We start from the raw sequence: 15,251 nt of genomic DNA, 5'->3' as shown, positions 1-15,251 counted from the left end.
GCAGAACGCGTTTGATCGAGTTCGCCGGGTGAGGGGCATTGGGTGATTCAGGAAGTCACCATCGCCGGTGAGGCTAGTTACTCGGCGGCCGGAGAGACGCTGTCTCCCCTCAAGCCGATCAACTTCATTTTCGGCACGAACGGTACGGGCAAGACGACCATTTCCCGAGTCATTGCCAATCCGGGCGCGTACGCGTCCTGCGGCGTGATCTGGAAGCAAGGCCGCGAGCTCACCTGCCTCGTCTACAACAGCGATTTCGTCGCGCGGAAATTCGCTTCTCAACTGCCCGGCATCTTCACCCTCGGCGAGACCGAGCGCGATACGCTCGACAAGATCGAGGCGGCCAAGACGAAGGCCGCCAGGTTCCGCGACGACATCGCTCAATTGGAAGGGACGCTCGGTCCTGCGGACGGATCCTCGGGCAAGCGCGGCGACATGCGGACGCTCCGCAGCCAGTTTGAGGCCGACTGCTGGAAGGTTAAGACGAAGCACGACCCGCACTTCAAGGAGGTCTTCACCGGGGTGCGGAACGCCCAGGCCAGGTTCTGCGACCGCGTACTGTCCGAAATGGCCGGCAATACTGCCAGGCTCGTCGCGCTCGAAGAGCTGAAGCGGACAGCCGCTACGCTATATGCGGAGGGGCTCGAACTCCGCGCAGCCATCCCCACCATCGACGTAACCGACCTGCTCGCGACGGAAGCCCTCCCGGTCCTCACTAAGAAGGTGGTCGGCAAGCAGGATGTTGACGTTGCCGCCCTGATCCGGCGGCTCGGCAACAGCGACTGGGTCCGGCAGGGCCTGCCCTATCTCGGCCAGGGATCGAAATGTCCCTTCTGCCAGCAGGGGGTCGAGGCGGAGCTGGCCGACCGCCTGAATGCTTTTTTCGACGAGAGCTTCATCAATGACATGGCGGCGATCGCCGCCGCCTTGGAAAGCTACGAGGTGTCCGCCGATGCGACGCTGAGCCGGCTGGAAGAGGTTGCCGCCCTCCACTCCGGCCAACTCGATGAGGCCCTGCTCCGCGCCGACATCGATCGACTATCGGCGCGCCTCGCTGTCAACAAGCGCGTACTCGAAGCGAAGAAGCGGGAGCCAAGCACGCCCGTCGTGCTGGAGACGCTCGCGGACGTGGCGCAGCCGGTGATCGATCGGATCGCCGCCGCGAACGCCGCCATCGCCACCCACAATAAGCTCGTGAACAACGTCCCCTCCGAGCGGGCCACGCTCGTCGGCCAAGTCTGGAGATGCCTGCTCGACGAGAACAGCGCAACCATAGCCACATACCAGTCCGAGAAGCAGAAGCTCGACCGGGCCGTTGAAGGGCTGACGGCGGGCATCGCGGCGAAGCGTCGGCTATGGATTGAAGCGAAGGCCGAGCTGCGCGAGCTGGAGAAGCGCGTGACCAGCGTCCAGCCGACTGTCACCGAAATCAACAACCTGCTCGCTTCGTTCGGCTTCACCGGCTTCAGCCTCAAGACGGCGGGCGACCGCGATCACCTCTATGAGATCGTCCGCAATGACGGCGGCGACGCGGCAGCCACGCTCTCGGAAGGCGAGAAAAGCTTCGTCTGCTTCCTGTACTTTTATCACCTGCTGCGCGGTAGCGTGTCGGAGTCCGACGTCACCTCAGACCGGGTCGCCGTGTTCGACGACCCAGTGTCCAGCCTCGACAGCGATGTGCTTTTCATTGTGAACGCGCTCATCAAGCGCGTATTGAAGGAGGCTTGCGAAGGCATTGGCCAAGTAAAGCAGGTATTCGTGCTGACCCACAACATCTACTTCCACAAAGAGGTGTCCTTCGACCGCAATCGCGGCGCGGAGTGCAGGGCGCACGAGACGTTCTGGATCGTTCGCAAGGTCGCCGGCGTCTCGCAGATCGTCGGCCACCGGACGAACCCGATCAAGACGTCCTACGAGCTTCTCTGGCCGGAGGTGCGGAACCCGGACCGTTCCACCCTGACCATTCAGAACACGCTCCGCCGCATCGTCGAGAATTACTTCAAGATACTCGGCAACTTCGACACGGATGACATCGTTGCGCAGTTCCACGGACGCGATCAGCTGGTCTGCGCGTCGCTCTTCTCATGGGTGAACGACGGATCGCACAGCGCACACGATGATCTGTATATTTCGGCCGATGAAGGCCTAGTCGCGCGCTACCTTGATGTTTTCCGCCGCATCTTCGAGAAAACGGGGCACGACGCGCACTACAGGATGATGATGGGGCCAGAACCCGCCGCCTCGATCTCCACTGCGGCAGAAGGGGCGGCAGTCGCCGCCGCGCTGCAGACCGTCTGATAGTGCGGCGCGCTGCCCCCAGGGAAAGATGCATCGACCACGCGCACGACGGTTCCGCGGGTCTAGTATCTACAACATCCCTTGTACTTATTGCCCGATCTGCAGGGAAGGTATCGTTGGGGCCGACCTTGCGTGTGGATTCGGTCGGCTACCTGCACGATGGCTCAGAGCGGCGGAGGCGCCGACAAGCGGACACTTTCCCGCTATGGGGCAGTTTCGGCCTCGAACAATCATCGGCGATATGTCCGCTTCTCGTTTGACGTCTCCAATAGCGGACAGTCTGCCACAGGCCCCATTGCGCCGTTGCGCTGGTGATGGGGATCTCCCGCGGCGATGACCGGTTGGGGTGCAAGAGCGGTCCTATCAGATTTGGTTTGCTTGCCCCCTCAGGAAATTCCGCCCGTTTCGCTTCGTGCTTGGCTCAGTCGCACCATGTGTGATTTAACTGCGCTTGAAAAAAACGACCATACGGTGCAGTTTTGAGTAAATCAGTATTCGTAAGCCATGCGACCAAGGATACTCCCTTAATCGCTTCGCTAGTTGACCTCATCGAGGATGGCATTGGCGTTCCCGAGGGCGAAATCTTCTGCTCGTCGTTGCCAGGGTATGGCATCCCAGCGGGGGAAAAATTCGTCGGCTACATGCGTGATCAGATGGACGCACCTAAGGTCGTCGTCCTCGTCCTTACCCAGAACTATTTTCAGAGCCACTTCTGTCTTAGCGAACTTGGCGCAGCCTGGGTCAAAGGTCATAATATTTTTCCTATCTTAGTACCTCCACTCACCTATTCAGATGTAAAGGACGTGCTCCTTGGAACGCAGGTGATACGGGTAGATGACGATGTGGCCTACAATCAGTTACGGGACACATTAGAGAAATACGATTTTGCGAGTAAGTCAGGCACGAAGTGGGACACGAAGCGAAAACTGTTCCTCCAGAATTTGCCCGATCTGATCGCATCACTTCCCACTCCGACAGTAATAGACTCCGAGGTGCATGCTGCTGCGCTGGCTAAGTTGAGAGAGGCACAAGCGGAGCTTTTGAACTACGAGGCGGAGGCCGACAAGCTAAAGAATTACATTTCTCAGCTAGAGCACGCCAAAGACGCTGCTGACGTCGCGGCCTTGAAGGCGGAACTAAGCGATACCGATCCAGTGCTAGAATTCAACAATGCAACCGCTGCCGTTGGCAAGATGTTCTTGAAAGTTGGAGGTAAGGAAGTCCTCAAAGCGATGATTGCAGACCACTACGGACATCAGTATGCGATCGACATGATGAACTACGGCGACGAATATCAGGAAGCTGCGTTGAAGCAGCTAGTGAATCTGGACACTAGGCAGGTTCTCTGGAATGCAGCCAGAGCAAAAGAACTTGCAAGGCATATAGACGCTGTTGACGCGATTCTAGATAATCCTGACGCCTATGCGGCGATTTCCAAAGAGTTCGCCAACAACGACGTCCCGCTTGAGCCAGACAACTTAGAGTTTTGGCAGGCGTTTTACGGGGTGTGATGAGCTTGAATTTGCATTAAAACTGCTATCGAGAGCAAATAACGTAGACATTCCCGCGCTGAACACTTATCCGCATCAGCCGTCATAGGTTTTACTGGCTGTATCTGCGTCGTGCCGCAAGCCCTTTACTTTTCCGACACGACTGCTGTAGCGGATTTGGCCCGCTTGGCAGAGTCCGTTAATCGGGATGCAGCAAGCAAGTGCAACGACAGAAATGGGTCGGGTCCAGAAGCGCAGCTATACAGCATTAGCTACCCGATAGCTGACCGTCAGCTCCCGGCCCCGATTGCGCCGTTGCGATGGTGATGGGGATCTCCCGCGGCGATGACCGGCTGGGGGGTCGGCTGCAGAACGGCGGCTATCTGCACAGCGGCAACCAAAACCGGCCAGTCCGCTCCCGGCCCCATATCGGCCATTTGGAAACGCAAACAGCAAGGTCCGCTTCACGTGCGCTCCGATGATGCAAATCCCGATGATCTGCTCCTCGGTCAAGCGGCTGCGCCTCATGTGCTCTGGTCCTCTCAATGGGCCAGAACGAACTTCAAGCTGGATTAGCCAGGAGGGGCAACGTCAGAGGGAATGGGCCCCGCGGCCGTTCACACGTCCGAAGGCCTAGGCGCCGTGGAGGGCGACCCAGATCCCATTACATGGATGTATCCCATCGCGGACGCGGCGCGCCACGCCTCAGGTCGAGGAACTGCCCTTCGAGGCCGCCGACCCGTGCCGCGCGGACCGGGTCTGCTGCGGCGGGTCCGGCCAGTTGGAGGCGTGGTTCGCGCAGATCGCCGCGTCCCAGGTCAGGAACGTCCGCACCACGTCCTGCACCACGCCGGCCTCGGGGCCGGTGATGTGGATGCCCCCGAGCCGCTCGCACAGGTCGGGCAGGCGGCGGCAGCGGTCGGCGAAGGGAATGAGGATGGTGTAGACGCCGGCGACGTCGCGCGCGAGCCGCTCGTCGAACTCCACGCCGATGAATTCCCGTGTCTTGAAGCCCAGGCCGGCGACGCAGTCCTGGGCGATGGCGCGCAACGCCTCCCGCGCGGGTTCGGAGGTGGCGGCGAAGCGCGCGACCGCCGCGCGCAGCGGACGGTGGACCTCGCTGGTCAGGCCGCGCAGCAGCAGCACCGCGGCCCCGGCGTCCATGCGGGCGTCCAAGGTCACGCGGATCGACCGGCGCAGGTCGCGCAGCTCCGCGTTCAGGCCGGGAAGATCCAGGGGCGCGGCCGGCTCGAAGCCCATGAGCTGGCCGAGGAGGACGCCCTTGGGCTCCATGTCCTGGAGAGATGGCAGGCCGTCGTCGAACCGCAGAAGTTCCGGGTGTGCCGCGCCCGCGCGGGCGCACCAATCGGGCTGGGTGGCGACGAGCGCGTCGAGATGCGGCTGCCACGACACCTGGCGCGCAAAATGCAGGTGGCTGACCAGATACATGCGGGTTTCCGATTCGATCGGGCCACGCACGTCGAACCATTGGTCGGGCGCGAGCGGGCCGCGCTTCGGCGCCATCGCCTCGGCCACCGCGAGGATGGCGGGGAACAAAAGGACCGGCCCGCGCCCGGTGATCCGGGCCGCCACGTCGCGCAGCAGGGTCCAATGGTCGTCGGCGAGCGCCGCGCGCCCGGCGAGCAGCGCGTAGCGCGTCAGCCAATAGAGACGGGAGCGCAATGCGTTGGGCACCGACCTGCCGGCGCTGCGGTTGAAGTCCGCGCGCAGCTCCTCCACCAGCGCTTGGACATGCACCTCGCCCGTGTTCCACTCCGCATTGTCCGCCAGCGCCTGGAGCACAAAGGTGGGCGGAATTCCGGCCGGCCGGGTCGGCCGCGAGCGGTAGAGCGCCAGAGCCTGGACGGCGCGTGCCCGCTTGACGAGCCGGTCGCCCTCGCCGTCCCGCTGGCCCGTGCCCTCGAGGCGCAGGCGCCATTCGGCCTCGCTGTCGCTGTGGGCATAGGTGCCACCGGGGGCGGGCGGCCCCGCGGCGCCGAACAGCCGCGCCTGGGCCTCGCCGGAAAGGTCCTCGATGGCGCTGCCGAGGGCCTCCGGCTTCAGCGTGCCGTAGCCCGCCTGGGGCGGCGCGCGCCCGAGCAGTTCGGCGAAATAGGCCGCGAAGGTCTTGTCGGCGCGGGCGCGGCGCGGCTCGTAGAAGGCGAGCGCGTCCTCGCGGACCCGCGCCACCAGCGCTTTTTTCTCCTCGTGCTGCCCCATCAGGGAAAGGGTCAGCCGGCGGACTTCGGGATGAAAGGTGAGGTGCGGCTTGCCCAGCGTCGGACGCACAAGCCAGCCCGCCATCGTCAGCCCCTCGAACACGTCCTGCGCGTGCCGCTCCGCAGCCGCGGCGCTCTCCGCTGCCGGTGCCCCGAGCTCCACCGCGGGAATGACCACCTCCGCCACCAGCTTTGGCGTCACCTCCGGCAGCACCATGGCCGCGAGGACGTAGGGGCGCGCCACAAGGGAGGCCATGTGGCGCACGATCCGCTCGGTGAGATAGCGCGAGATGATGAGGGGATCGATGCCGTCCTTCGACACCGCCTCGATGAACGCCGCGCGCTCCTCCGTGCCGGCCGCGTGGAGATCGGCGGCGATCCGCAGGATGAGCGGCGTGCGCGGAAGGATGGCGGCGGTCCGCTCGGCCAGAATGGGATCGTCGATGCCAAGGCTCATGAGCATCGCCGTCGCCTCGGCGAGATTCAGGTCGCCGATGGTAATCGGCTGGTGCAGTTTCCAGGCGCCCACCGGCCCCAGCGGCGAGCTCGTGCTGGAGAGCCGCAGGCCCTCCGCGAAGGCGCTCGGACCGGGCGCATCGGCGGGGTCGCGGCCCGCGAGGATGACGCGCAGGTCGCGCACCCCCAGCAGCGGCTCGAGGGAGCAGATCCAGTTGGCGACCATGAGCGTCGCGTCCTGTCCGCGCGCGAAGATCAGCTCGGCAGTGTCGATCAGCAGGACCAGCGGGGCGCCAGCGCCAACGTCCTTCAGGGCGTTCCAGGAGATGGAGTGCCGCGCCGAGGCCTGTTCCGTGACGGCGGCCTCCAGCGCGGAGTAGGAGGCCACCGCCGCCTTCGTGGCCAGCTTCTTCGCGACCGGTTTCTTGGCAGCGGCCTTCTTAGCGGCTGGCTGCCTGGTGCGCGATACCGGGCGCGCGGACGTGGTCCGCTCGGTGTAGCTGAGGCCGGCTTCGCGCGCCGCTTGGCCCAGCCAGCCGATGCGCTGGCGTAGGTCTGCCGCGCGATCAGGGCGGGCGAGGCCGACGCGCCGGAACAGGGCCATGTCCATTGCGTTGGGGTCGGTGGGATCGAAGCCCGGCTGGTCGCAATCCAGATGCACCAGCAGCGGGGGCGGGGAAAGCTTGCTGAGCTCGTCCTCGAGATGGGCGAGGACCGTGGATTTTCCCGCGCCGCCGATGCCGCACAGATAGGCATAGGCGCCACCGGGGCCTTCCGGCTCGGCGCCGGCGGCGATCTGGACCAGCCGTGACAGCGCCTCATGGCGGCCGAACAAGGCGGCGCTGGTCATGCGGGCGACGTCCTGCTGCCGTCGCACCAGGGCCAAGGTGGCCGCAATGCGCTCGCGCGCGTCGAATTCGTCCTCTTGGTGCCAGAAATCGCCGGCGGTGGAGCCTTGCGACCCCGGCGCCAGCCAAACCAGGGATTTCGCGAGGCTGGCCAGCACCTCCGTGCCCAGGGTCGAAATGTCCACCGGGAGGGGCGAGCGGCGCAGCCTGAGGACCTGGCGGACCGGATCGTCGGCGTCCTGCTTGAGCGTGTCGGAGCCGAGCGCCGCGTCGATCTGGTCGGGAGGGGTCGCGGTGAGCACGAGGCGCCGCTCGGGATCGCGCAGATACCATTTCCCAGGATGCGCCTGCCATGCGGTTTCCACCTCCGTCGCCACCGTGTCCAGAACGGACGCGATGGTTTCCGGCGCGAGTCCGGGGGACAGGAGCTGGCGCGGCTCCACCCAGCCGCGGACCGCCAGCGCCAGCCGCAGCCAGGCGACTTCGGCTTTGGCCTCCGGGGGCTCGGCGAAGGATGCGGAGGACGGCGCGCGCTCCGGCTCCTTGTCCAGAAGGCTGGCGAGACCGCTCATGGGGCTGTCCCCCCTGCGCTGGTGCCGGGAATGGGCAGGAGATCGCGCAGCAGCGCGATGCTCAAAAGGGCCGCGTTCGCAGTGGTGAGCGGCGGGCAGGCGAGGTGCAACTCGCCGGGGGAAAGGAAGGCCTGCGCGAGCGCCTCGGGATCGGCGAAGCGCGTGCCGTCGAGCCGCCGATGGCGCCTGAGAAACGCCGCCACGTCCTTCACCCCCGCATGCTCGAGCTCGACCTCCTCGATGCGCACCTGCTCGGTGGAGATGTCGCGGTCGAGCGTGTCGACGATGCGCTCCTGAAGGTCCGCGGGCAGACCGCACATCACCACGCGGGCCCAGGGCTGGGCGGCGAGGGCGGCGATGAGCTGGACCCACTCGCTGAACTCCGCCGCGGCGCCGGCGCCGTTGCCCGCGTCCACGGCGAAAAAGAGCGGATGGTGGCCGGGGTCCCGCGCCCGGTCGCGCCCGCCCACGCGGGCGAGCATTTCGACCAGCGCGGGGATGGTGTCGTATTTCACCTGCCCGTCCCTGGTCCGGGTGCCCGAGGCGGAGAACGCCGAGCCGTCGGGGAGGAAATCGGCGATGCGGGCGAAGGCCGCGCCCCCCTCCACCCAGTCGAGGCGCACGAGGTCCCGCGTCGGCGTATCCAGCAAGGCCGAGAGGATGTCGATGGAGAACGTCTTCCCGCTTCCCTCGGGGCCGGAGATCAGCAGCACCCGGTCATCGGTGGCTTCGGCCTTCGCCGCGGCGGTCATCCAGCGCTCCATGCCGGGACGCGCGCCGCTGCGGTTGAACCAGGGATGCACGATCCAGGGCTGGGCCGCGCCGGGCGCCGTGACGAGCGCGAACTGACGCTGCCAGCGGTCGCGCACCGCCGCGTCGGCGAACTGCGTGCCGCGCCGCCCCAGGCGATCGACGAGCGACTGCTGGTAGAGTGCCAGCCCCACCTGCGTCGCTCCCGCCTTCAGCGGGTTGGGGGTGCGCGCCTCGAGGCAGGCCGAAATGGAGTGGAGCAGGACGGCGCGGTTCCTGACCTTGGGCACGCCCTCGGCATCCTTGTTCTGGCGTCCGTGGGCATCAAGGTCCGGGAAATCGCCCTCGTGAAGGCCGACCGGAACCCCCGCATCGCCGATCACGCAGCTTCCGCTCATCCCGGGGATGGTGTTGACGTTGTGCACGATCCGGCCCGCGTTTGGCAGATGCTCGACGATGAGGTCGGCGTCATAGGCCGCGTTCGCATTGCCCGGATAGCCGATGACGTACGACAGGAGCCTGAGCGCGGGTTGCTTGATGCCCGCGATGGGCACCGGGTCCACGCCCTGGATCGCCCGGTCCAATTGGAGCAGGGCAAAGTCGAGCTCGGTGCCGCCATTTGCGGCGGCGATGTCGAGCTTGCCGTTTGCCGTGATGCAGGGCGCTGCGTGGGCCAGGAGCGCCTTGCTCTCCAGGCTCGCCCTCTGCACGCCACCGGGCGTGGCGGGGAAGATCACCTGAAGTCCGTTCCGCAATTTCGGCGGATAGTTCACCACGCCCTCATTCGTCTCGGCCTGGAGGGCCACGTGGGCGGAGGTGAGCACCATGTCGCGCCGCACCAGGAACGCCGTCCCGATCACCCTGCCGGCGGCGTCCGCGCAATAGGCGGTCGCCTCGAAAATCTTGGCCAGCTTGTAGAAGATGAAGGGGCTCCCCATGCCCTTTCCCAGGTTGGTCACGCCCTGCAATCGGCCCCCGTAGCCGACGCGCTCGAGAATCCAGCGGATCTCTTCGGTCCTTCGCTTGCGGACATCCTCCTCGATCCCTGCCACGGCCTGGCAGAGCTCGCCCAGCATGCCGGCCTTCTGGGCCGCGCGGCAGAGCGCGAGGATGAGTCGCATGCGTTCGGTGGTGCTGTCGGGGTCGGCGATGGGCTCGGTGACGGCGACGTTGATCTTGGGCAGGCTGGAATTGCGCGCGCGCACGCTGGAATAGGCGATGCTGAAATCGCGGGCATCAAGCCCGGTCCAGTCCGCCAGGATGCGCGCGTCGTCCTTGGCAGGGCCTGCGGTGGCCGGGGCGGGCTCGACCAGGGCCGCCGCGCTGATGGTGTCGATCTGGTCCGCCGGGCTCATGGCAGCTCGAAGCCGCGGGACTTGAAGCTGGCCCGCACCGCAAGGGCGGACAAGGCGTAGTTGCTGGCGTTGCTGTAGCCGGCGAAGTGTAGGCCGAAGGCCGGCGCGTCGACGCCCGAGAGTGTCACCACAGCCGAGCCGGAGGCGCCGGCGAGGACCGTGGCGTCGTGGCCGAAGGCGATGCGCGTCGCCTCGTCGCTCGGGTGGGAGCCGAGCGCCTGGTAAAACTCACCGGGCGCCATGCGCTTCACGCCGAAGGTATTGCCGAACAGAGTCCCGATCACCTCGCCCCAGTCGATGCCGCTGACGGGATCGGGCAGGGATTGCGGCTTGGCGGGAAAGCCGACCACGGCGAGGAGCGGCCATTGGCCGGTGAGGTAGGAGATGTCCTGCGACAGGGTGATGCGATCGAGCGGCGCCGAGGGGCCTCCGGTGGGCAGGCTCCCGCCGCCGAGCGGACGCCCGAGCCTGAACAGCACGGCGTCCATGAACCCGAAGCCCTCGCCCGCATTGTCCGGCAGGACGGCTTCCTCGATGGTCCAGCGGTTGGATTGCAGGCTGTCGGCCTCGGCGACGAAGTCGATCTCCAGGCCGCGCGTGAACCTCATGCCGCTTTGGGTGCGAATCGACGGGATCGGGCTGTTCGCGAGCGCATGCCGGAGCACGTGATAGTTGGACATCACCCAGGGACCTTTGGGATCCACTAAGAAGCCGGTGCCGCTGTAACGCGAGGCATGCCCTCCGGTGGGTTGGATGCGGCCGCAAAGGGCGGCGATCGCGCCGATGCGGGCGCGCGCCTCCACCAGGCGCTCGCGCCAGCCGCCGATCAGCGGATGCGTCTCGGTGATCGCGTTGCCGCGCACGATCAGGCTCGGGCGCGAGCCGTCGGTCTTCACCACCGCTTCGAGCGCGCTCACCTCGGAGGGCTCCAGCAGCGCATCGGGGTCCGGCAGCTTCTTGAGGCCGAGCACGCCGTGCTGGCGCAGCAGGCTCACGGCTGCCTCGAACGCCGACCTGTCCTTCACCTCGCTCTCGGGCATGCGGTTCATGAGGTCGTCGAGCCGCGTCTCGAGATCGGACACCTGCGGAAGCCGGTCGGACTTGCCGCCGGCCGCCGCCTCCAGGCCCACGCCATTCGATGCCGCATGGCCCATGGTCAGGGAGCGGCGCACCAAGTCGACGCGGTCCGAAAGGCCAGGGTCCTGGTCGGGCGCGGAGGGCACGATGTGCGGGGCCGCGACGGTCTCGGCCGCGCGCGCCGCCAGGGCGGCCTCGGCCGGCCCCGTCAGGCCCGCCAGCAGATCGGGGGAGAGCGCGATCTCCGCGCCGGCGTCGAGCTTGCATGACAGCAGCGCGGCGGCGAGCTCGGCGCCATGGGCGAGGAGGAATTCGTCGGAAAGCTCGGGATCGGCCTGGAGCAGGTCGGTGAGGAAGGTGCGCATCTCGTCGGCGGGTGCGCGGGGCTCGGAGACGTAGGCGGGGGCCTCCGTCCCGCGCCCGAGGTCGAACGGCGCCTCGATGAGGGCGAGGGCGTCGATGACCCCGGCGCCCATGTTTGCGCCGTCCCAGCCGGCGGGACGGTTCGCCGAGGCGCCGGCGAGGCGGCGGAACAGGGTCTGCAGGGTCTCTCCGCGGGATTCGGCCTCGCGGATCAGGCGGTCGCGCCCATGGTGGGCGAGCCAGCAGGCCGCGACCCCGGCGGTGAGCGCCACCGCGAAGCTCGTGCCCTGCCCCTGTCCCACGGAGCCCTCCGGGCGCGGCTCCACTGAGGCGCGGTACACGTTCTGGCCAGGCGCGGAGATGTCCACCGACGGACCCGAGCAGGAGCCTGGCCATTTACCGCCGTCCGAGGTGCTGCCGCCGACGGCGATGCATTCCTCGAACCTCGCGGGATAGACGACGGCGTTCACGCAGTTTCCCGCCGCCGCCATGACGATGACGTGGCGCTCGACGGCGCGCCGGATCGCCCGTCGCAGCGGCGAGAACGGCAGCGTCACGCCGCCCAGCGACATGGTAATCACATGGGCGCCGGCGGCCACCGCCTGGTCGATGGCCTGGGCGATGGGAATCTCCTCGTGCAGCCAAACGCTGCGCACGGCGCGGATCGGCATGTGACGCGCCAGGGGCGCGCTGCCGGCGATCATGTCGGCGGCGCCGCGATCCGGGCTGACCGCCACACTGCCGGTGGCGGTGCCGTGGCCGGGATGCAGGGCGAAGCCGGTCTCGAGCGGATCGGTGGCGTCGTCGGCAGGCCCGTCGCCCAGCGTGTTGAACGCGCCCGCGCGCGTGACGCCCTCCATCTGGGGGTGGGGCGCCACGCCCGTGTCGGGCTGGGCGATGACGATGCCCCGGCCCATGGCCGGCCGGCCCAGCGCCGCGGAGCGGGCCCAGGCGGCTGGGATGTTGATCACATCCAGCGCCCAGCGGGGCCGCGCCTTCAGCTCGGGCTGCTCGGGCACCCAGCACCCCGGCGGAAATGCATCGACGCTCTCCAGCCCCTTGGGGCGATCCGGCTGCACCGGCGCCGACGGCCGGGGAACGTCGGCCTCGACGATCTCCAGCTTCAGCTCCTCGGCAATGGCGCGCGCGAGCGCGTGGGCCGCGCCGGGGGCGGAGAAGGATCGGGCCAGCGGGAAGGTGCGGGCGGTAAGCGTGAGGATCAGCTCGCCGCCCAGGGTCGGGGCGAGGTCAAGCGGCTCTTCCGGCAGCGCAGCGCGCAGGCGCGCCGCGAGGACCGCCGCCGGCCGCCCGTCGGGCATCAGCAGGAAGCGGGCGGGCGGGTCGCCCACGCCGGTCGCCGGATCGACGATGCGTGGATCGAGCGCGGCTTCGATCAGAACAGGCAGGCGCGCATTGGTGGATGACTCGCCCATGAGGCCCCCTGCTCGTCAGGCGCGCAACGACTCTTTGGGAGCCAGCGGCTCGTCTTCCGCCGGCGGCCCCCATGGATCTGTCGAAATGCCCAGTGGCGTCGTCGCGCGGGTGATGTAAAGCTAATATGAAATCTTGAGTTGCACAATATTCGGGGAGGGAAAGATGTCGTCGTTCGCCACGAAAAGGTTGGTCGACTATCTGAAGCTTATTTCCGAGCGCGAGGGCGGGCTCGAAGCGCTCATGCCGGAGCCCGGCGTTCTCGAAAATACGGACAGCCCGAAGGTCGAGCAGGCGCGCGCCGGCCTCAAGAAGATCCTCGTCGGGAACCACGACCTCAACGCCGGCGAGCAGGACGGCCTGGAGGCGATCGTTGTTCCGGGCAAGCGGCCGGCCATCGACATCGTCGAGGGCGACTTCCTGATCATGGACCCTCTCTGGCGCCATCTCGACGCGGACGCGGCACTTCACGCGCATATCAAGGCCTGCATCCCCTCCATCGGGCGCATCGAGCTTCCGGGACATCCCACCGCGCCCTATGGCGGCACCGGCTTCGTGGTGGGCAAGGGCCTGCTCATGACCAACCGCCACGTGGCGGGGATCTTCGCCGATGGCGTGGGCGAAACCGGAATCCGCATGAAGCCCGGCCTGCGGGCGGGGGTCGACTTCCGCCGCGAGCGTGACCAGCCGGCGGGGCAGGTCCTGGAGGTGCGCCGAGTCCGCATGGTGCATCCCTATTGGGACATGGCCTTGCTCGAGGTGGACGGGCTTCCTGACGCTATCAAGCCGCTCAAGCTGTCGCTCGCCGACACCACCGCCGACACCAAGCAGGACGTGGTGGTGATCGGCTATCCCGCCTTCGATCCGCGCAACGCTCGCGACGTGCAGGACTCCACCTTCGGCGGGGTCTATGGCGTCAAGCGCCTCCAGCCCGGATGGATCCATGGCCGCCGGGAGACCGCGAGTTTCGGGAAGCTGGTGCCGGCCGCCGCGCACGACTGCTCGACGCTGGGCGGCAATTCTGGTTCGGCGGTGATCGACCCTAGGACCGGGGAGGTCCTCGCGCTGCATTTCGGCGGGCGCTACCTCACCATGAACTACGGTGTGCCAGCGTTCGAGCTGGCGCGGGACGGGCGCGTGGTGAGCGCTGGCGTCAACTTCGCCGGCACCGCCTCGGGCGGAACGGCACCCTGGTCCGGCTGGTGGGATGGCGAGAGCGCCGTGGCGGCCGGGAATGGTGCCACGCCGCCACCGGCGTCGCCGAACCCGGCCGCCGCCGCTTCCGCATCCACGGGCACGGTGCGCGCCGGGGGCGGCGAAGTGACGGTGGAGATCCCGCTCCAGATCACAGTGCGCCTCGGCATTCCGGCCGGGGCGGCCGTCGGCGCCGTGGAAGCGCTCGCGCCGGACGTAGCCGACCAGACCGAGAAACTGGTCGAGCCCTGGCACGACGGCGAATACTCCAACCGGCGCGGCTACGATCCGGGCTTCCTCGGCATCGCGGTGCCCATGCCCGACGCGCGCGACCCGGGCAAGCTCGCGCCAGTGAACGGCGGCGGCACGGAGCTGCGCTATCAGAACTTCTCGCTGCGCATGCACGCCGCGCGGCGCATCGCCCTCGTCACCGCCGCCAACGTCACCGCCGAGCGCGCGCTGAAGGAGCCGGAACGGGGCCGGGACTATGGCCGCAAGGTGCTGGGAGAGCTGACCAAGTCCGACCAGGAGAAGTGGTTTCCCGACCCGCGCATCGACCCCGCCCACCAATTGTCCGATGCCTTCTTCACGCGCGACGGCGGCATGTTCGACAAGGGCCACATCGTACGGCGCGACGATGTGGCCTGGGGCGCCACCTATGACCTGCTGAAGCGGGCCAACGGTGACACCTTCCACGTCACCAACTGCTCGCCGCAGGTGGCTGGGTTCAACCAGTCGGCGCGCGGGGAGGACAATTGGGGCGACCTCGAGAACCACGTGCTCTCGCAGGCCTCCTCCGAGCGCCTCTGCGTCTTCGCGGGGCCGGTCCTCACCCGGGCTGATCAGGTCTTCATCGGCGTCGGCGGCCCGCGCGTGAAGATCCGCGTGCAGATTCCCGCGCGGTTCTGGAAGGTCATCGTCGCCAGGGTGGAGGACGGCATCGCCAGCTACGGCTTCGTCTTGGAGCAGGATCTGACCGACCTTCCCCCGGGCGAGGAGGAATTCATCGTGCCGGAGAACTTCAGCCGCAAGATGGTGCCCCTGTTCGAGATCGAGCGCGCGGCGGGCGTCGTCTTCGCACCCGAGGTGCGCGAGGCGGACCAGTATGCCGACGCCTCGGGCGCCGAGCTCGCCATGTGCGCCGGGGTGACGCAGGTCTCGGAACTGCCGGGTGTCGCCGACCATCCTGCGGCTTAGA

General features: G+C 67.3%; 6 protein-coding genes. 3 read left to right on the top strand and 3 right to left on the bottom strand.

The window, feature by feature from the left end; translation table 11 throughout:
* Nucleotides 1-42 precede the first annotated feature (42 nt).
* Together J2S75_RS17640 and J2S75_RS17635 are read left to right on the top strand one after the other, a co-directional pair.
* Nucleotides 43-2,298 (top strand): AAA family ATPase, encoded by a 2,256-nt coding sequence (locus J2S75_RS17640; RefSeq protein ID WP_307021769.1) that lies wholly within the window; start codon nt 43-45, stop codon nt 2,296-2,298.
* A 479-nt stretch (nt 2,299-2,777) separates the two neighbouring features.
* Nucleotides 2,778-3,809, top strand: coding sequence for a toll/interleukin-1 receptor domain-containing protein (locus tag J2S75_RS17635; protein ID WP_307021767.1), 1,032 nt, complete (start codon nt 2,778-2,780; stop codon nt 3,807-3,809).
* A 684-nt stretch (nt 3,810-4,493) separates the two neighbouring features.
* Here the strand turns inward: J2S75_RS17635 and J2S75_RS17630 are convergent.
* The 3 genes from J2S75_RS17630 to J2S75_RS17620 are packed head-to-tail and all read right to left on the bottom strand — an operon-like array spanning nt 4,494 to nt 12,861.
* Nucleotides 4,494-7,883 carry a hypothetical protein gene (locus tag J2S75_RS17630; protein WP_307021765.1) on the bottom strand — a complete coding sequence of 1,130 codons (3,390 nt, stop codon included), beginning with the start codon at nt 7,881-7,883 and terminating at the stop codon, nt 4,494-4,496.
* Nucleotides 7,880-9,988: a trypsin-like serine peptidase gene (locus J2S75_RS17625; protein WP_307021763.1), complete on the bottom strand. Its 2,109-nt coding sequence runs from the start codon at nt 9,986-9,988 to the stop codon at nt 7,880-7,882. Before J2S75_RS17625 ends, J2S75_RS17630 begins: the two co-directional genes overlap by 4 nt.
* A complete protein-coding gene (locus J2S75_RS17620; protein WP_307021761.1) occupies nt 9,985-12,861 on the bottom strand; it encodes a S8 family peptidase in 2,877 nt (958 codons plus the stop codon). The genes J2S75_RS17625 and J2S75_RS17620 overlap by 4 nt, the downstream gene beginning before the upstream one ends.
* A gap of 163 nt (nt 12,862-13,024) precedes the next feature.
* Between J2S75_RS17620 and J2S75_RS17615 the strand changes: the two genes are divergently transcribed.
* Nucleotides 13,025-15,250, top strand: a complete 2,226-nt coding sequence (locus J2S75_RS17615) for a DNA/RNA non-specific endonuclease (protein ID WP_307021759.1) — start codon at nt 13,025-13,027, stop codon at nt 15,248-15,250.
* Nucleotide 15,251: the final 1 nt, after the last annotated feature.

This window comes from Ancylobacter polymorphus, assembly GCF_030813495.1.
Lineage (GTDB): Bacteria > Pseudomonadota > Alphaproteobacteria > Rhizobiales > Xanthobacteraceae > Ancylobacter > Ancylobacter polymorphus.
This window is presented reverse-complemented; position numbering and strand designations above follow the sequence as displayed.